Genomic DNA, 17,802 nt, shown 5'->3' with positions numbered 1-17,802 from the left:
CGACAACTTTTACATTATTACATTTTCTAATTTTTACATTTTACTAATAGTCGCGCTGGATGTCGGCGATTTTTTCGTGCAGGCGCGCCATCTTCTCTTCTTCGAGCACGCGTTTGTACTCGATAGGCACAACCTGGATAAAGTCCTCGATGTAGCGGTGCCAGTCGTCGAGCATACGTCCTGCCAGGGCCGAGCCTGTGTGCAGATAGTGCTCGCGAATCAGCTCAAGCAGTTCTTTGCGCGATACGCTGTCCTCAACCAGCGAGAGTTCAACCATATCCATGTTGCAGAAGTAGTCGAAGGTGTGATCGGGGTCGTAAACATAGGCCACACCACCACTCATACCGGCAGCAAAGTTACGGCCTGTCTTACCCAGCACTACCACACGTCCGCCAGTCATGTACTCGCAACAGTGGTCGCCGGCACCTTCAATCACAGCGATGGCACCCGAGTTACGCACTCCGAAGCGCTCGCCTACCTTACCATTTATATAGAGTTCGCCCGATGTAGCACCGTAAAGTCCGGTGTTACCTGCGATAATATTTTCTTCAGCCTTAAAGTCGTCGCTGCGACGAGCAGGAGGCAGAATAGAGATGCGACCGCCTGAAAGACCCTTACCAAAGTAGTCGTTGGTCTCGCCCTCGAGGCGCAAATCCAGTCCCTTCACGGCAAAGGCACCGAAACTCTGACCAGCCGAGCCCTTGAACTTAATCTTGATGGTTCCGTCGGGCAGTCCTTCCTCGCCGTACTTCTGGGCTATCACACCACTCAGCATGGTACCCACGGCACGGTCGGTATTCTTGATGGCATAGTCGAGAGTTACCTCTTCCTGGTTCTCGATGGCCTTCTGTGCAGCCTTAATCATCTCCTCGTCCTTCACGCCTGTTACCTTGGTGTAAGCACCGCGATCCCAGAACAGAGCCTTGTCGGTTGCAGGCTTGTGCAGCAGTCGCGCAAAGTCGATAGTCTTCTGCTTGTCGGTAGCGTTCTCGGTGTTCACCTCAATCAGTTCGGTGTGTCCGATAATCTCCTTCAGACTCTTCACACCGATTTCACTCAGGTATTCGCGTACCTGCTCGGCCAGGAAGGTAAAGAAGTTAACCACGTACTCGGCGCGACCCTCAAAGTGCTTGCGCAACTCGGGGTTCTGAGTAGCCACACCCATAGGACAGGTATTGGTATTACACTTACGCATCATCACACAGCCCAATACTATCAGGGGCAGTGTTCCGAACGAGAATTCGTCGGCACCAAGCATCGCCATGATAATCACGTCCTTGGCAGTCTTCAGCTGTCCGTCGGTCTGCAGGCGAACCTGGTTACGCAAGCCGTTCATCACCAGCGTCTGCTGGGTCTCGGCCAGTCCGATCTCAGGACTGATACCTGCAAATCGCATACTTGAAGCAGGGCTGGCACCTGTACCACCCTCGGCACCACTGATAACAATCAGGTCGGCCTTGGCCTTTGCCACACCAGCGGCAATGGTTCCTACACCGCTCTCGGCCACCAGCTTAACGCTTACGGCAGCTGTGGGGTTGATATTCTTCAGGTCGAAGATAAGCTGTGCCAGGTCCTCGATACTGTAGATATCGTGATGAGGTGGAGGCGAGATGAGCGAGATACCGGGGATGGCGTTACGCGTCTTGGCGATAATCTCGTTAACCTTAAAGCCAGGCAGCTGTCCACCCTCACCAGGTTTTGCTCCTTGTGCCACCTTAATCTGTATCTCCTCAGCATTCACCAGGTACTCGGCAGTTACACCGAAACGTCCACTGGCAATCTGCTTGGTCTTCGAGCTCAGACTTACACCGTCAACCTCCGAGTGGTAGCGGGCGTTATCCTCACCACCCTCACCGGTGTTACTGCGGGCGCCCAGCTTGTTCATGGCCAGTGCCAATGCCTCGTGGGCCTCGATGCTCAGGGCACCGAAACTCATGGCACCTGTAACAAAATGCTTAACAATGCTTTCTACGCTTTCAACCTCGTCGATTGGGGTTGGCTTAGCAGCCTTCTTGAATCCGAAGAAGTCGCGGATAAAGATGGGGCTCTCCTTCTGGTCAACCAGCTTCGACCACTGCTTGAACTTTTCGTAGTTACCCTGACGGGTAGCCAACTGCAACTTGGCAATGGTCTCGGGGTTCCAGGCGTGCTTAATACCATCCTTGCGCCATGCAAACTGGCCGTTGTTGGGCAGGACAGTATCATTTTTGCCCCCCTGCGGAAGCCATCCCCCCGTTTGGCGGGGGGATTCCGCATGAAGCGCAATGGCATCGCGGGCAATCTCCTTCAAACCCACACCACCAATGGTGCTCACCTCGGTACCGAAGTAGCGACGCAGCAGATCCTCGCTCAGTCCGATGCTCTCAAAAATCTTGGCACCGCGGTAGCTGCGGATGGTACTGATACCCATCTTACTCATAATCTTCTTCAGACCCTTGTCCACGGCCTTGATGTAGTTCTTCTCGGCAGTGGCGTACTCCTCCTGAATCTTGTGATGCTTCACCAGATCGTCGAGCACGGCAAATGTCATGTATGGGCACAGGGCGCTGGCACCGTAACCCAGCAGCAGGGCAGCGTGCATTACCTCGCGAATCTCACCGCTCTCAACAATCAAGGCTGTCTGCACGCGCTTACCTACGCTAATCAGGTAGTGGTGAACAGCACTAACGGCCAACAGCGATGGGATGGCAGCATGGGTATCGTCCAGGTCGCGGTCGCTCAGAATAATGTAGTTCACACCCTCGTCTACACTGGCTTCGGCCTGGTGGCACAGATCGTCGAGTGCCTGGCGCAAGCCTTCCTCACCCTTGGCCATCTCGAACACGATAGGCAACTTCTTGGTGTTGAAGCCCTTGTAGCGGATGTTACACAGTATATCAAGTTGTGTGTTGGTTAAAACTGGCTGCGGCAAACGTACCATTTTGCAGTTCGATGCATCGGGGGTAAGAATGTTGGTACCCACAGCGCCGATGTACTCCGTGAGGCTCATTACAAGTTCCTCGCGGATAGGGTCGATGGCAGGGTTAGTAACCTGTGCAAACTGCTGACGGAAGTAGTTGAACAGCACCTGTGGACGGTCGGAAATGACAGCCAGCGGGGTGTCGTTACCCATCGCAGCTACAGGCTCCTGTCCGGCTGTAGCCATAGGGATAATGGTCTTGTCGATATCCTCCTGACCAAATCCGAAGGTAACCAGCTTCTGCTGCAAGTCGCTCACGCCGTTATCCACCTTACGTCCGCTCTTCAGTTTCTCAAGCTGCACGCGGTTCTCGGCCAGCCACTCGCGGTAAGGATGGGCCTTGGCCAGCTTCTCCTTAATCTCACCATCGTAGTAAATCTTACCTTCCTGCGTATCAATCAGCAGAATCTTTCCTGGCTGCAGACGTCCCTTCGAAACCACGTCGCCGGGCTCAAAGTCCATCACGCCAACCTCAGAGGCTACCACCATCATACCTTGCTTGGTGATGGTGTAGCGGCTGGGGCGCAGGCCGTTACGGTCGAGCATTCCGCCTGCGTAGCGACCATCGCTAAACAGCAGTGCGGCAGGACCGTCCCACGGCTCCATCAGGATAGAGTGATATTCGTAGAAGGCTTTCAAATCTTCTGAAATAGGGTTCTTATCGTTAAAACTCTCAGGCACCAGGATGGCCATGGCCTGTGGCAACGAGAGTCCGCTCATCATCAGGAACTCGAAAACGTTGTCCAAGCTGGCCGAATCGCTCATGCCGTCCTGCACAATGGGGCGCAGGTCCTTGATGTCGCCCAGCGCCTCACTGCTCAGCACACTCTCTCTTGCCTTCATCCAGCCGCGGTTACCACGAATGGTGTTAATCTCACCGTTGTGGGCCAGCAAGCGGAAAGGCTGTGCGAGTTTCCATTTAGGGAATGTATTAGTTGAGAAACGCGAGTGAACCAAGGCCAGTCCGCTCGTGAAGTAATCGTTCGAAAGATCAGGGAAGTAGCGTCGCAGCTGTCCGCTGGTAAGCATTCCCTTGTAGATAATATTCTTGCTCGACAGCGAACAGAGATAAAAATCCTCATCATCTATGCGGTTCTCTATGCGCTTACGTACTTTATATAATATACGCTCAAACACGGGCACGTTATCCTCGGATACGCCCGTTACAAAAATCTGCTTAATGTCGGGTTCCACCTCGCGAGCAGCCACGCCCAGCACCTCAGGGTTGGTGGGCACCGTGCGCAGATGCATCAGTTGCAGGCCCTCGCGCTCAATCTCCTCAATCATCACGCTCAGTATCTGCTGCTGAGCCTTCTCGTCCTTAGGCAGAAAAACCAGACCTGTGCCGTACTTACCCTTTTCAGGCACGGGGATACCCTGTAACAAAATAAACTCGTGGGGTATCTGTACCATGATACCCGCACCATCACCGGTCTTGTCGCGTGTCTCGGCGCCACGGTGTTCCATGTTCTCAAGCACCTTCAGTGCATTGTCAACCAGATCATGACTTTTTCCGCCGTGTATGTTAACCACCATACCCACGCCGCAAGCATCATGCTCATAGTCACTCTGGTAGAGTCCTTTTTTGGTTTGAGTTTGCTTTCTTTTTGTCATATTATCCTTTGTTAATCTTACATTTTGTCCGATTTCGACCGCAAAGGTATAACGTTTTGCTATCAAACAAGCCAAAACGCTGACGTTTTTATCTACATTTTTGCAAAAAATAACAATCTGTAAGCAAATCACATCGAAATGCTTACAGATTGAAACTAATTTTTCTTTTTCTTATTAACATTTAATGGTGTACCATGCGGAAAGGCTACGCTATAGGCACTATCGATGGGGGCAAATCGCACGCTACGCGCTACAGTGCTACAGTGCTACAGTTAGAAATCATGTCACCCAACACCCAACATAAGTCCCTATATTAATATATATTATATATAAATATAGAAGTATTTTTGTATGTGCGATGGGGCGAAAAACAACTGTAGCGCTGTAGCGCGTAGCAACAGGATGAAATCTGTTTCTATTAATAGTAGCAATTGTTACCATTAATAGTAGCAACTGTTACCATTAATAGCAGCAACCTGCATAATTAATACCACATCCGAACTCATCGAGCACTGGGGGCAACCAGCGGCATGGGCATGTGAACGGATCGGCATGGGCATGTGAACGGAGCGGCCATCAATCAACGCGATTGGTGGCTGTTTTTGTTTTAATCTGTAAGCAAAATAAAATCGATTGCTTTCAGGTTGATAGTTGAAGCCAAAATGAAGATTTAAAATTATGCCCTAATATTGACTAGAAACGGGAAAATGCTTACCTTTGCAGTCCATAAAAAGGATAAGGTTTTTATGGAAACAAAGTACATTTTCGTAACAGGTGGTGTGGTTTCCTCATTAGGCAAGGGAATCATATCGGCCAGTATTGGCAAATTGCTGCAGGCACGCGGCTACAAAGTAACTATACAGAAATTCGACCCATACATTAACATCGACCCGGGCACGCTGAACCCCTACGAGCACGGCGAGTGCTACGTAACAGCCGACGGCTTTGAGACCGACCTGGACCTGGGACACTACGAGCGATTTACAGGCATACACACAACACGAAACAACAGCATAACAACAGGACGCATTTACAAAACGGTAATCGACCGTGAGCGTCGCGGCGACTACCTGGGTAAGACGATCCAGGTAGTGCCACATATCACCGATGAGATTAAGCACCGCATGCTGCGCGAGGGTCTCGACGAGGGCTTCGACTTTATCATTACCGAGGTGGGTGGAACCATCGGCGACATTGAGAGTGCCCCATTTATGGAGGCCATCCGACAGCTGCGCTACCAGCTGGGCCGCAACGCCGTATGCGTACACCTCACGTACGTACCTTACTTAAAGGCCGCCGACGAGTTGAAGACCAAGCCCACACAGCACAGCGTAAAAGAGTTGCAAGGAATGGGTATCCAGCCCGATATCCTGGTTCTGCGCACCGAGCGCCATCTGGACGACGGCATGCGCATGAAGGTGGCATCGTTCTGCAACGTGGATCTGGAGTGCGTGGTACAGAGCGAGGATCTGCCAAGCATTTACGAGGTACCGGTGAACATGCAGCATCAGGGACTGGATGCAGCCATCATGCGTAAGATTGGTATTCCCGTAGGCGAGACACCTGCCATGAAGCCCTGGCGCGACTTCCTAGACAAGCAGCGCCGTGCCACCAACGAGGTACACATCGGACTGGTAGGAAAATACGACCTGCAGGATGCTTACAAGAGTATTCGCGAGAGCTTGAACCTAGCCGGTATCTACAACGATGTGAAGGTAAAAATGCACTTTGTGAACAGCGAGGAGATTACCAAGACCAACGTGGCCGAGAAGCTGAAGGGGCTGGCTGGTATCGTGGTTTGTCCGGGATTCGGACAGCGTGGCATCGAGGGAAAGATCATTGCCGCCGAATACACCCGCACCAACGATATCCCCACATTCGGTATCTGCTTAGGCATGCAGATGATGGTGATTGAGTTTGCCCGCAACGTGCTGGGCTACAAGGACGCCAACAGCATGGAGATGGACGAGAAGACGCCCCACAATGTGATCGACATTATGGAGGAGCAGAAGAATATTACCGAGATGGGCGGCACCATGCGTCTGGGCGCTTACGAGTGCGAGCTGGTCAAGGGCAGCCGCGTGTACGAGGCCTACGGCGAGGAGACACTCATCAAGGAGCGCCACCGCCACCGCTACGAGTTTAACAACAAGTACCAGGAGGAGTACGAGGCCAAGGGCATGAAGTGCGTAGGTATCAACCCCGATGCCAACCTGGTAGAAATCGTAGAGATACCCGAGAAGCGATGGTACATCGGTACCCAATTCCACCCCGAATACTCATCAACGGTACTGAACCCACACCCATTGTTTATGAGTTTCATCAAAGCCTGCAAATAACCTATGGAGCAACTGAAGCATGAGTGCGGCGTGGCAATGATTCGCCTACTGAAGCCACTGGATTACTACGAGAAGAAATACGGCACCTGGGCCTATGGTTTTAACAAGCTGTACCTGATGATGGAGAAACAGCACAACCGCGGACAGGAGGGCGCCGGCATAGCCAGCGTGAACCTGAACAACAAGCCCGGAACCGAGTATATGTTCCGCGAAAAGGCGGAGGGCAAGAATGCCATTACCGAGATATTCAGTCGCGTTACCGAGGAGATGAAGGGCGAGCTGTTGATGGGCCACCTACGCTACTCGACAACCGGCAAGAGCGGACTGACGTTTGTACATCCCTTCCTGCGTCGAAACAACTGGCGCGCCAAGAACCTCTGTCTGTGCGGCAACTTTAACATGACCAACATCGACGAGGTGTTCGACTTCCTGACCGCCCAGGGCCAGAGTCCACGTATCTACGGCGACTCGTACATCACCCTGGAGCTGATGGGCCACCGACTTGACCGCGAGGTGGAGCGCCTGTACCAGGAGGCCACCGCACAGGGTCTGACGGGCATCGACATTACCAACTATATCGACGACCACATTGAGATGGCCAACGTACTGCGCACCACCATGCAGCACTACGACGGCGGTTTTGTGATGTGCGGACTCACGGGTAGTGGCGAGATGTTCAGCGTGCGCGACCCATGGGGCATCCGACCCGCCTTCTACTACCGCGACGACGAGATCATCGCCCTGGCTAGCGAGCGTCCCGTGCTGCAAACCACATTTGATATTGATAGTAACGACGTGCATGAGCTGCTGCCAGGTCAGGCACTGATAGTACATAAAAACGGCGAAAGCCGACTGGAGCAGATAATGCCTGCCCAGAAACTGAGCGCCTGCTCGTTCGAGCGCATCTACTTTAGTCGCGGTTCCGACTGCGACATCTACCAGGAGCGCAAACGACTGGGCGAACAGCTGACTCAACCCATCTTAAAGGCCATCGACGGCGATGTACCCCATTCAGTTTTTTCCTATATCCCTAACACCGCCGAGGTGGCCTTTTATGGGATGACAGATGGATTCCGTAAGCTGCACGGCGATGTACGTACCGAAAAAGTAGTGTGGAAGGACATTAAGCTGCGCACCTTTATTACCGACAACAGCGAGCGCAACGATCTGGCTGCCCACGTTTACGACATCAGCTACGGCAGTCTGCAGGCTGGTGTGGATAACCTGGTGATTATCGACGACTCGATCGTGCGCGGCACCACGCTGAAGGAGAGCATCTTTAAGATCCTGGACCGTCTGCACCCCAAGAAGATTGTGATGGTATCGAGCTCGCCACAGATCCGTTACCCCGACTACTACGGTATCGACATGGCCAGACTGGAGGAGTTCTGCGCCTTCCGTGCCACCATGGCCCTGATTGAGGAGCGCGGCATGTGGCAACTGGTAAACGACACTTACCTGGCCTGCAAACGCGAGCTGCAGAAACCCAAGGAGGAGATGCAGAATTGCGTGCGCGCCGTGTACGAGCCGTTTACAGTAGATGAGATTAATAAGAAAATTGTTGAGATGTTGCGACCAGCCGACATGCAGGCACCCATCGAACTGGTTTTCCAAAGTATCGAGGGCCTGCACAAGGCTTGCCCCAACCACCCAGGCGACTGGTACTTTACAGGCCACTACCCCACTCCAGGCGGCGTAAGGCTGGTAAACCAGGCGTTTATAAACTATGTAGACAAGGTAACAAAAAAGTAGGTCCCGAAAAGGAACCTACTTTTTTTTCGTCCATTACTTTTTTAACCAGTTCTCGATGCGGTGCAGCGCCTCGTCGGTTTGTTCGTGACTGCCGAAGGCCGTGAATCGTACGTAACCTTCGCCCGATGGACCGAAGCCCACACCCGGCGTACAAACCACATGGGCACCGTACAACATCTCTTCGAAGAACTTCCACGACCCCGAAATGCCTGGCGTCTTTGCCCAGATGTAAGGGGCATTCTCGCCACCGTAACACTCAAAGCCTAAGCCACGCAGGGTGGTAAGCATCTTCTTGGCATTTTGCATGTAGTAGTTGATAGTTTCCTTAACCTGCTGCTTACCCTCGGGGGTATAGATGGCTTCGGCAGCACGCTGCGAAATGTAGCTGGTACCATTAAACTTGGTACACTGGCGACGGTTCCACAGAGGGTTAAGAGGGATGCGCTCGCCATCGAGCGTGGCAGCCGTAACCTCCTTAGGCACGATGGTGTAGCCGCAGCGCACACCGGTAAAGCCTGCCGTCTTGGAGTACGAATGGAACTCGATAGCGCACTTGCGGGCACCACGAATCTCGTAGATGCTATGGGGAATCTCATCGTCCTGGATGTAAGCCTGATAAGCAGCATCGTAGAAGATGAGTGTATCGTTCTTAAGCGCGTAGTTTACCCACTTGCGCAGCTCGGCCTTAGAGATAACGGTACCTGTGGGGTTGTTAGGATAGCACAGGTAGATCACGTCGACACGGCGGTCGGGCAGCTGGGGCACAAAACCGTTCTCGGCATTACAAGGCATATACAGCACATTAGACCAACGACCATTCTCCTGAACTCCCGCACGACCAATCATCACGTTCGAATCGATGTAAACAGGATAGATAGGATCGGTAACGCCGATAGAGTTATCCCAGCGCACCAGTTCCTGAATGTTACCCGTATCGCTCTTGGCACCATCGTTGATAAACACCTCGTCGCGATCCAGATGGATACCACGTGGCAGGAAATCGTTCTTCAAGATAGCATCACGCAAGAAATCGTAGCCCTGCTCAGGTCCGTAGCCACGGAACCCCTGACGGGTGGCCATTTCGTCGGCAGCCTTGTGGATAGCCTCGATAACGGCTGGTGCCAGTGGTTGCGTTACATCGCCTATACCCAGCGAAATGACATCCACTTTGGGATGCATGGCCTTAAAGGCGTTTACCTTTTTTGCAATGTCGGCGAACAGATAATTGTTCGGCAGCTTCAAGAAGTGGTCGTTTACTAATGCCATATAATATAAACCTATTTAATTTCGGGTGCAAAGGTAGCACTTTTTGAAAGAAAATTCAAAAAATACTTAGCATAATCACCTTCGATTTAATGAAAAGTAACAATTCGTAAGCATTAATAGTAGTTTTGCTTACAATTTAAAAGTAAAACACTGTTAACGCTAACAAAAAGATAACGATATAAAATCTTTTATAACAAAATGAAACAAAAAGCGCTTGTTTTACTTACAAAATGCATTAACTTTGCACCCAAGAAATGACAAAGTGTCATCAATTTAACAATTTATTATAATAATTAGGTAAAAAGTTTAAGAGGTATGAAAAAGATTGAAGCGATTATCCGAAAGACTAAGTTCGAGGAGGTGAAAGCTGCTTTGCTATCATCCGACATCGACTGGTTTGAGTACCACGACGTTCACGGCATTGGTCAGAGCCGTCAGGAGCGCATCTATCGTGGTGTACAGTACAGTACCGACGTGATCGAGCGTGTGGCCATCACCATTGTGTGCCGCGACATATTCCTCGATCCAACCGTAAAGGTTATTCTGCAGGTAGCTCACACAGGTGAAATCGGCGACGGTCGTATCTTTGTAAGCGATGTGATTGACACTTGGAGCATTCGCACAGGCGAGAACGGCGACACCGTATTGAGAGATAAGAAATAGTTCATTGAACATTGAACATTGAACATTGAACATTGAACATTGAACATTAAGAATTAAATTAAAATTTTCAGGATTATGAACGAAATTGGAATTTCACTCGATACCGTATGGATGCTATTGGCAGCTATGCTGGTTTTCTGGATGCAGCCAGGTTTTGCGCTGTGTGAAGCTGGATTTACACGCAGTAAGAACACCGCTAACATCCTGATGAAGAACTTTGTAGATTTTATGTTCGGCTCGCTGCTGTTCTTCTTCCTTGGCTTCGGCTTTATGTTTGGTGGCGACGTGCTGGGCGGTTTTATCGGTATGCCTAACTGGGGCGACCTGAGCTTTTACGAGAGCGACCTGCCTGTAGAGGGTTTCCTGATTTTCGAAACCGTATTCTGTGCCACTGCCGCAACCATCGTTAGTGGTGCTATGGCCGAGCGCACAAAGTTCTCTATGTATCTGGTTTACAGTGCAGTTATCTCACTGATTATCTACCCTGTCGAGGGTCACTGGACATGGGGTGGCGGCTGGCTTTGCAACGATGCTGCCGATAGCTTTATGATGACCACCTTTGGTGATGTGTTCCACGACTTTGCCGGTTCGGCTATCGTACACAGCGTAGGTGGTGTGCTGGCCCTGGTAGGTGCTATCGCCCTTGGTCCCCGTGTAGGCAAGTATGATGAGGACGGCAAGAGCCGCGCTATTCCTGGTCACAACCTGGCCATGGCTGCTCTGGGCGTATTCATCCTGTGGTTGGGATGGTTCGGATTCAACCCCGGTTCACAGCTGGCTGCCAGCGGCGAGGTTAACCGCATTGCCATCAGCCACGTATTCCTTACCACTAACCTGGCTGCTGTAGCTGGTGGAACTGCTACCATGTTCCTTACCTATATCAAGTACGGCAAACCATCACTCTCACTCACCCTTAACGGTGTGCTGGCAGGATTGGTTGGTATCACCGCCGGTTGCGACCTGGTATCACCCTTCGGCGCAGTTATCATCGGTCTTGTTTGCGGTATCGTACTGGTTTACGCCATCGAGTTTATCGATCACAAGCTGCACATCGACGACCCTGTAGGTGCTTCTTCAGTACACGGTGTTTGCGGTATCCTGGGTACCCTGATGACCGGTCTGCTGTCAACCTCAAACGGTGCTTTCTACGGTCACGGTTTCGGTTTCTTCGGTGCTGAGCTGTTCGGTGTTCTGGTTATCGACCTCTGGGCTGCTGCCTGTGGTGTAGTATTATTCTACAGCATTAAGAAGATTCACGGCCTGCGCGTTAGCAAGCGTATCGAGGAAGAGGGCTTGGATATCTACGAGCACGGAGAGATGTGCTACAACTAAGACATAATTATATAAAGAGAGAGATTTTACCATTAGTTAAAAATTAAAAGTGAACGGATTATGAAAAAGATTGTTTTAATGGCGCTTATGTTCGCCGCAGGAATGGGTGCTTCGGCACAGGATGAAGGAGTAGAAACCACAGTAGCTGCAGATGTAGTAAGCTCGTATATCTGGCGTGGCCAGGATTGCGGAAGTGCAGCCATCCAGCCTACACTGGGCATTGGCTACAAAGGCCTCTCGCTCACAGCATGGGGCAGCTACGGACTGGTTGACACCAACGATGCCAAGGAGTTCGACCTGACACTGGCCTACACTGCAGGTGGTTTCAACATCGGCTTGACCGACTACTGGTTCAACGCCGGACAGGATCCTGAGGGTCGCTACTTCAAGTACGATGCCCATGGCACCAACCATATCTTCGAAGCCAACATCGGTTACGACTTTGGTGCCGCCAGCATCCAGTGGTTTACCAACCTCTCGGGTAACGACGGTGTAAACAAGGATGGTAAGCGTGCCTACAGCTCGTACGTAGAGCTGGGCGTGCCCTTCAAGGTAGCCGCAGTAGATTGGAGCGCCACCGTAGGTGCTGTGCCTTACGCCACCAGTTTCTATGGTACCGATGGTTTTGCCATCACCAACCTGGCACTCAAAGCTACAAAGGATATTAAAGTAACCGATTCGTTTAGCATCCCAGTGTTCGCCCAGGTGGCTGCTAACCCATGTGCCCAGAAGGCATACTTCGTCTTTGGATTCACGCTTCAGCCGTGAGTCCAAGGACTCTTTTAAAAAAGCAAACATTCAAAACAACTAAAAAACAATAATATTATGTGTGGAATAGTAGGTATTTTCAACGTAAAAGAGCAGTCGCAGCAAATGCGACAGAAGGCTTTGAAGATGAGTCAGAAAATTCGCCATCGTGGTCCCGATTGGAGTGGTATCTACTGTGGCGGCTCGGCTATCTTAGCCCACGAGCGATTAAGTATTGTTGATCCAGAGTCGGGTGGTCAGCCCCTGTTCTCGCCCGACCACAAACAGGTGCTTGCCGTTAACGGCGAGATTTACAACCATCAGGAGATACGTCGCCGCTATGCTGGTAAGTACGATTTCCAGACGGGCAGCGACTGCGAGGTAATCCTGGCCCTGTACCGCGAGAAAGGAATCGACTTTCTGGAAGATCTGAGCGGTATCTTTGCCTTTGCCCTTTACGACCAAGAAGCCGACGAATTCCTGATTGCTCGCGACCCTATTGGCGTTATCCCACTGTACATTGGTTGCGATGCCGACGGAAAGGTGTACGTAGCCTCGGAACTGAAAGCCCTCGAGGGCCAGTGCGAGCACTACGAGCCTTTCCTGCCCGGCCATTACTACTGGAGTGCCGACCCAGGACAGAAGCGCTACTACAAGCGCGACTGGATGGAGTACGATGCCGTGAAGGACAACCCCGCATCGGTAGAGGCTATCCACGACGCACTCGAAGGTGCCGTTAAACGCCAGCTGATGAGCGACGTGCCTTACGGTGTGCTGCTGTCGGGCGGACTCGACTCGAGTGTTATCTCGGCCATCGCCGAGAAATACAGCGAGATGCGTATCGAGGACGACTCGAAAACCAAAGCCTACTGGCCCCGCCTGCACTCGTTTGCCGTAGGACTGAAGGGTGCACCCGATCTGGCCAAGGCCAAGCTGGTGGCCGACCACATCGGTACCGTTCACCACGAAATCAACTACACCATACAGGAAGGTCTGGATGCCATCCGCGACGTAATCTACTTTATCGAGACCTACGACGTGACCACCGTACGTGCCTCAACACCTATGTATCTGCTGGCGCGTGTCATCAAGTCGATGGGTATCAAGATGGTGCTGAGCGGCGAAGGTGCCGACGAGATTTTCGGTGGCTACCTGTACTTCCACAAAGCCCCAACGGCCAAGGACTTCCACGAGGAAACCGTCCGTAAGCTATCAAAGCTGCACCTCTACGACTGCCTGCGTGCCAACAAGAGTCTTTCGGCATGGGGTGTTGAGGGTCGTGTGCCATTCCTCGACAAGGAGTTCCTGGATGTGGCCATGCGCACCAACCCCGAAGCCAAGATGTGCCCAGGCAAAACCGTTGAGAAGAAGATTGTACGCGAGGCCTTTGCCGACATGCTGCCCGAAGCCGTAGCCTGGCGCCAGAAGGAGCAGTTCAGCGATGGTGTAGGCTACTCGTGGATCGACACCCTGAAGCAGATTACATCCGAGGCCGTTACCGACGAGCAGATGGCCCACGCCGCCGAACGATTCCCAATCAACCCACCCAAAAATAAAGAGGAGTATTACTACCGCTCTATCTTTGCCGAGCACTTCCCCAGCAATTCAGCTGCCCTGAGTGTGCCCAGCGAGGCCAGCGTAGCATGCTCTACCGCCATCGCCCTGGAATGGGACGAGGCCTTCAAGAACTTAAACGACCCCAGCGGTCGTGCCGTTAAAGGCGTGCATGAACAAGCATACTAAGAATAACAAACCTTTTATACTTACCCAATATGGGAAGGGCAACACGCGTAGCACAAGTGCTGTTGCCCTTATTTTTATAGATTGATACCCAACCGCAGGGTAACGGTATGATGGCTAAGCTCTTCGCGATAAGCCGAAACAAAATGGGGCGTTTCGTTCTGCTTGATGCGTCTGAGCGATTGAGACTCGTAGCCCACCGACAGGTGGTAACGACGGTAGTTGACGCCCACCGACGGGGCCACATAGCCGCCAGCGTGGAGTATGGTACCGCCCACATTGGCCTCGGCCGTGAACGAAACGTTACCCCAGCGTGCCATCCGATAGTTGGCATGCGCAAAGATTGGGATCAGCGGTTTTTCGTAAAGCGAGAAACCCGTGCCCACACCAAGCGCCCAGTGCTTGGATAGCTGCTTGGCGGCGATAAACTGGGTAAGTACAGGTGTGGTTGCAGGCACATCGAGTGCTATGCCCGTACCAACGGTGGCACGCAACGTATAGTTGCGTTGCTGCGCCCGGGCGGATGTGGCCAGCACCAAGGCACACGAAATCATGATGATACGAATCGTCTTCATTGGATAGTAATCTTTATTTGTTTAACAATCTGGAGTGCCGACGTCAGACGGCTGGTATCGGCATACACCTTGCCATCGCTACCATCGGCACTACTGTGACCGATGAGATGGGCCACAAACGATTTCTTGCCAGAGGTGGTATCAACAATGGCGGCATAAACCACAGCAGGCTGTCCGCTACCCTCCGTACCACCCGAATAGTTGGCATCGCCCACCTTGGCATGCTTGGGATAGGCATCGTTCCAATCGATAGAGTGATTAAACTCGGCCTTAACCACAAACTGGGCAGGCATCTGCTTTGGATGCATGCTCACCTCAAAGTCGGCCCGAGGTGTGGCACCCGTCAGGCCATCGGCCATCGGCTGATCCTTGGTGGGCAGATACAGTCCATCGGCATACACCACACCGCGCTGATGGCACCAGTGGGGCAATGCCTCCTTACGGCGGTTGCCTTTAGCCCCCTGCCATCCCTGCGTGCCCGCCTTATACGACACGTATAGCGTAGAGAGGTAGCGCCCATCCATGTCCTCTACCCACACAGCCACCTGCGGCGGATTCTTCTTGTTAATACCAAGAATCAGCGGATAGTCGTGGAGCCAGTTGGCGCCTTTTTCCACCTCCACCTTCACATCGCCGGTTACATACTCCATGCGTTCTTTCTCGCATCCCGAGAAAAGCATCATCGCACATGCTAATAATAATGTAGTCATCTTCTTCATCTTATTAAAAATTAAAATGATTCATGCCGCAAAGTTACGGCTGATGACCGAAACCTGCAATAGCCAGTGATACTTGGTTAACAATCTGTGATACAAATCACGCTTCTGGGATGAAATGTTACGCTGCAGGGATAAAATGCAACGATATTATTTGTTCAGGCACAAAAAACACCGTATCTTTGCAGCCGAAATTAAACTGTAAATCATGAAACAATTATCAAAAGAGCTGGCTACCATAGCCCTGGCTGTTATCTTTCTGTTATCGTTTCTGCAACCGTTTGGTATCGACCAGATGAGCCATAACCGCATGCTGCTGATTATGGGTGGTGCGATACTCGCCGTGCTATCATCGGCGGTATCGTTCGCTATTGTAAAAAAGCTGTTCCATTGCGACTGGCACGATACACAGGGATTGCTGCTCATGCACGCCGTAAACATTCCGTTGCTATCGGCCCTCACCCTTTCGCTGGTTTCGTGGTTTACATGGGATTCGTTTTCTAAGGCCTGGTACTGCACAGCCGGCGAGTTCTCGGTTATCAACTATCTCAAGGCATGCCTTGAGGTAACGCTTATCTCGTTCTTTATCTTCATCCTGCAGCTGTATCGCATGCGCAACAACCGCCTGCAGCAGGAACTCGACGAGGTGAGAGCCATCAACCAACTACTTGACGACCGACAGACCGACGAGCCGAGGAAAGCCGACAGCGAGCCCTCTGCCCCATGCACGCTGACAGGCAATGCCAAGAACGCTATACTGGAAGTGGTGCCGGAGCGTATCATCTACATCGAGTCGATGTCGAACTATGCCAACATCTGCTATCTCGACGGCGATACCCTCCAGCACCACACCCTGCGTATTACCATGAAGCAGCTCCGAGAGAGCCTGGCCGCCTACACCTTCCTGGTGCCCTGCCATCGTGCGTTCCTGGTTAATCTCAACTTCGTGGCTTCCATCTCCGGTCGTCCCTCAACAGGCTGCACCCTCCAGATGTTCCAGGTTGAAAAGACAATCCCCGTATCCCGTTCGTACACCCAGGAAATCCACGCCCGCCTGCTGTAATGCGGCGTAACATACAGAAGTAAAGATGCAGGGCATCCTGAACATGAATGCCTGCATCTCCTTTATCGAGCCCGAAGACGAATACCTGACTCAGGACAGTGTTCGTTTTCATGAGCGCCTTGGTTACCAAAAAGTTGCTCACTTCCACCAGTGCGGCAAGAAATTCAATCGATGGTACGACATGATCTGGATGGAGAAAATGATTGGCGAGCACTTATAAATGAGCGGGCGTGTTCGATGCAAGGGCATCGAGACGAATTCTAATTTCATTTTCTTATTTTTTTTAAATCTTTTTATTTTGCATAAAACATAAGATATTCCTCCAAATGAGCTTTGATATAATCAATGGTATGATGTCCTTCGTTTAAATGATTCTGAACCAGAACGCCACGGACTGCCAATCTTTCTGCCAGTTGCGCACATCCTCGATAAAATCCACCTTCGTCCTCACTTCCTGCATCAAGATAAATCTCCATAGTTAAAGGCAAAGTACACTTCTGAACCAGGAAAAGCGGATTATTTGCTTTCCATTGCTCACTGGTTCCGAAATAATGCAGGTCGTCATCATCCAATACGTCTTCGATGGCAGGCATGTGACCGCCTACTCGCTCAAATAAATAAGGATGGCGGAAAGCGTAGTTCAAGGCAATGAAGCCTCCAGCCGAAACCCCTCCAATGCAACGTACACTCGTTTTGTATTTTTTCTCTACAATTGGCATCACCTCGTTAAAGAAATAATCTTCGAAAGCACCTAATCCTAGCGCATCTTCCATCCTTGGGCAGACAATTAGCATTGGTTTTACCCTGCCATCGGCAATCATTCTGTCTGCAACGGTTTGTATATCCAAAGCATGAATAATAGACTCGTCGCCACTACGCCCGTGCATAAAATAGAGAACAGGTAATCCCTCGCAAAAATTGGTTGGCACATAAATCGTAACAGCCATAGTCTTACCTAGAGTTCGGCTTTGTATTTCTATTGTATCAATTCTTGATTTAATCATCCTCTTCATAATTATTCAATTACAAAACTAGT

Annotated in this window: 13 protein-coding genes; 8 read left to right on the top strand and 5 right to left on the bottom strand. The window is 51.3% G+C overall.

Features of this window, described 5'->3' with window-relative positions; genetic code table 11:
- Nucleotides 1-43: 43 nt before the first annotated feature.
- Entirely contained in the window at nt 44-4,573 is a 4,530-nt protein-coding gene (gene gltB / locus BLU97_RS07600; protein WP_074760973.1) for a glutamate synthase large subunit, read from the bottom strand.
- Nucleotides 4,574-5,319: 746 nt separating this feature from the next.
- Between gltB and BLU97_RS07595 the strand changes: the two genes are divergently transcribed.
- Nucleotides 5,320-6,912 carry a CTP synthase gene (locus BLU97_RS07595; RefSeq protein ID WP_074760972.1) on the top strand — a complete coding sequence of 531 codons (1,593 nt, stop codon included), beginning with the start codon at nt 5,320-5,322 and terminating at the stop codon, nt 6,910-6,912.
- 3 nt (nt 6,913-6,915) lie between these two features.
- On the top strand, nt 6,916-8,664 hold the full coding sequence (locus tag BLU97_RS07590) for an amidophosphoribosyltransferase (RefSeq protein WP_074760971.1): 1,749 nt from the start codon (nt 6,916-6,918) through the stop codon (nt 8,662-8,664).
- 33 nt (nt 8,665-8,697) lie between these two features.
- Here BLU97_RS07590 and BLU97_RS07585 read toward each other — a convergent pair whose 3' ends face one another.
- The gene (locus BLU97_RS07585) at nt 8,698-9,930 is read right to left on the bottom strand and encodes an LL-diaminopimelate aminotransferase (protein ID WP_028907010.1); all 1,233 of its coding nucleotides are present in this window, start codon (nt 9,928-9,930) and stop codon (nt 8,698-8,700) included.
- Between the two features lie 315 nt (nt 9,931-10,245).
- Between BLU97_RS07585 and BLU97_RS07580 the strand changes: the two genes are divergently transcribed.
- The 4 genes from BLU97_RS07580 (at nt 10,246) to asnB (ending at nt 14,415) form a co-directional block, all read left to right on the top strand.
- Nucleotides 10,246-10,593, top strand: coding sequence for a P-II family nitrogen regulator (locus BLU97_RS07580; protein WP_013065263.1), 348 nt, complete (start codon nt 10,246-10,248; stop codon nt 10,591-10,593).
- 75 nt (nt 10,594-10,668) lie between these two features.
- Nucleotides 10,669-11,925, top strand: coding sequence for an ammonium transporter (locus BLU97_RS07575; RefSeq protein WP_013064493.1), 1,257 nt, complete (start codon nt 10,669-10,671; stop codon nt 11,923-11,925).
- Nucleotides 11,926-11,985: 60 nt separating this feature from the next.
- Nucleotides 11,986-12,693: a hypothetical protein gene (locus tag BLU97_RS07570; RefSeq protein WP_074760970.1), complete on the top strand. Its 708-nt coding sequence runs from the start codon at nt 11,986-11,988 to the stop codon at nt 12,691-12,693.
- Nucleotides 12,694-12,750: 57 nt separating this feature from the next.
- A complete protein-coding gene (gene asnB, locus BLU97_RS07565) occupies nt 12,751-14,415 on the top strand; it encodes an asparagine synthase B (protein ID WP_074760969.1) in 1,665 nt (554 codons plus the stop codon).
- A gap of 74 nt (nt 14,416-14,489) precedes the next feature.
- Here the strand turns inward: asnB and BLU97_RS07560 are convergent, their stop codons facing one another.
- Both BLU97_RS07560 and BLU97_RS07555 read right to left on the bottom strand, forming a co-directional pair.
- Nucleotides 14,490-14,987: a hypothetical protein gene (locus BLU97_RS07560; RefSeq protein WP_074760968.1), complete on the bottom strand. Its 498-nt coding sequence runs from the start codon at nt 14,985-14,987 to the stop codon at nt 14,490-14,492.
- Complete coding sequence (locus BLU97_RS07555; RefSeq protein WP_074760967.1) at nt 14,984-15,706, bottom strand: hypothetical protein; 723 nt, start codon at nt 15,704-15,706, stop codon at nt 14,984-14,986. Before BLU97_RS07555 ends, BLU97_RS07560 begins: the two co-directional genes overlap by 4 nt.
- Nucleotides 15,707-15,911: 205 nt before the next feature.
- On the opposite strand from BLU97_RS07555, the gene BLU97_RS07550 reads away from it, so the two are divergent.
- Together BLU97_RS07550 and BLU97_RS07545 are read left to right on the top strand one after the other, a co-directional pair.
- Nucleotides 15,912-16,766, top strand: a complete 855-nt coding sequence (locus BLU97_RS07550) for a LytR/AlgR family response regulator transcription factor (RefSeq protein WP_074760966.1) — start codon at nt 15,912-15,914, stop codon at nt 16,764-16,766.
- A gap of 25 nt (nt 16,767-16,791) precedes the next feature.
- Nucleotides 16,792-16,986, top strand: coding sequence for a GNAT family N-acetyltransferase (locus tag BLU97_RS07545; protein WP_081352917.1), 195 nt, complete (start codon nt 16,792-16,794; stop codon nt 16,984-16,986).
- 73 nt (nt 16,987-17,059) lie between these two features.
- Here BLU97_RS07545 and BLU97_RS07540 read toward each other — a convergent pair whose 3' ends face one another.
- Nucleotides 17,060-17,779 carry an alpha/beta hydrolase gene (locus BLU97_RS07540; RefSeq protein ID WP_081352916.1) on the bottom strand — a complete coding sequence of 240 codons (720 nt, stop codon included), beginning with the start codon at nt 17,777-17,779 and terminating at the stop codon, nt 17,060-17,062.
- Between the last annotated feature and the right edge of the window lie 23 nt (nt 17,780-17,802).

Source organism: Xylanibacter ruminicola (assembly GCF_900107775.1).
Taxonomy (GTDB): domain Bacteria; phylum Bacteroidota; class Bacteroidia; order Bacteroidales; family Bacteroidaceae; genus Prevotella; species Prevotella ruminicola_C.
The sequence above is the reverse complement of the archived record's forward strand: the minus strand, read 5'-3'. Positions and strand labels throughout refer to the sequence as shown.

Bases quoted from the DNA above. Each gene is read 5' to 3' on its own strand.
- gltB (WP_074760973.1), bottom strand. From the start codon at position 4,573: ATGACAAAAAGAAAGCAAACTCAAACCAAAAAAGGACTCTACCAGAGT.
- BLU97_RS07595 (WP_074760972.1), top strand. From the start codon at position 5,320: ATGGAAACAAAGTACATTTTCGTAACAGGTGGTGTGGTTTCCTCATTA.
- BLU97_RS07590 (WP_074760971.1), top strand. From the start codon at position 6,916: ATGGAGCAACTGAAGCATGAGTGCGGCGTGGCAATGATTCGCCTACTG.
- BLU97_RS07585 (WP_028907010.1), bottom strand. From the start codon at position 9,930: ATGGCATTAGTAAACGACCACTTCTTGAAGCTGCCGAACAATTATCTG.
- BLU97_RS07580 (WP_013065263.1), top strand. From the start codon at position 10,246: ATGAAAAAGATTGAAGCGATTATCCGAAAGACTAAGTTCGAGGAGGTG.
- BLU97_RS07575 (WP_013064493.1), top strand. From the start codon at position 10,669: ATGAACGAAATTGGAATTTCACTCGATACCGTATGGATGCTATTGGCA.
- BLU97_RS07570 (WP_074760970.1), top strand. From the start codon at position 11,986: ATGAAAAAGATTGTTTTAATGGCGCTTATGTTCGCCGCAGGAATGGGT.
- asnB (WP_074760969.1), top strand. From the start codon at position 12,751: ATGTGTGGAATAGTAGGTATTTTCAACGTAAAAGAGCAGTCGCAGCAA.
- BLU97_RS07560 (WP_074760968.1), bottom strand. From the start codon at position 14,987: ATGAAGACGATTCGTATCATCATGATTTCGTGTGCCTTGGTGCTGGCC.
- BLU97_RS07555 (WP_074760967.1), bottom strand. From the start codon at position 15,706: ATGAAGAAGATGACTACATTATTATTAGCATGTGCGATGATGCTTTTC.
- BLU97_RS07550 (WP_074760966.1), top strand. From the start codon at position 15,912: ATGAAACAATTATCAAAAGAGCTGGCTACCATAGCCCTGGCTGTTATC.
- BLU97_RS07545 (WP_081352917.1), top strand. From the start codon at position 16,792: ATGCAGGGCATCCTGAACATGAATGCCTGCATCTCCTTTATCGAGCCC.
- BLU97_RS07540 (WP_081352916.1), bottom strand. From the start codon at position 17,779: ATGAAGAGGATGATTAAATCAAGAATTGATACAATAGAAATACAAAGC.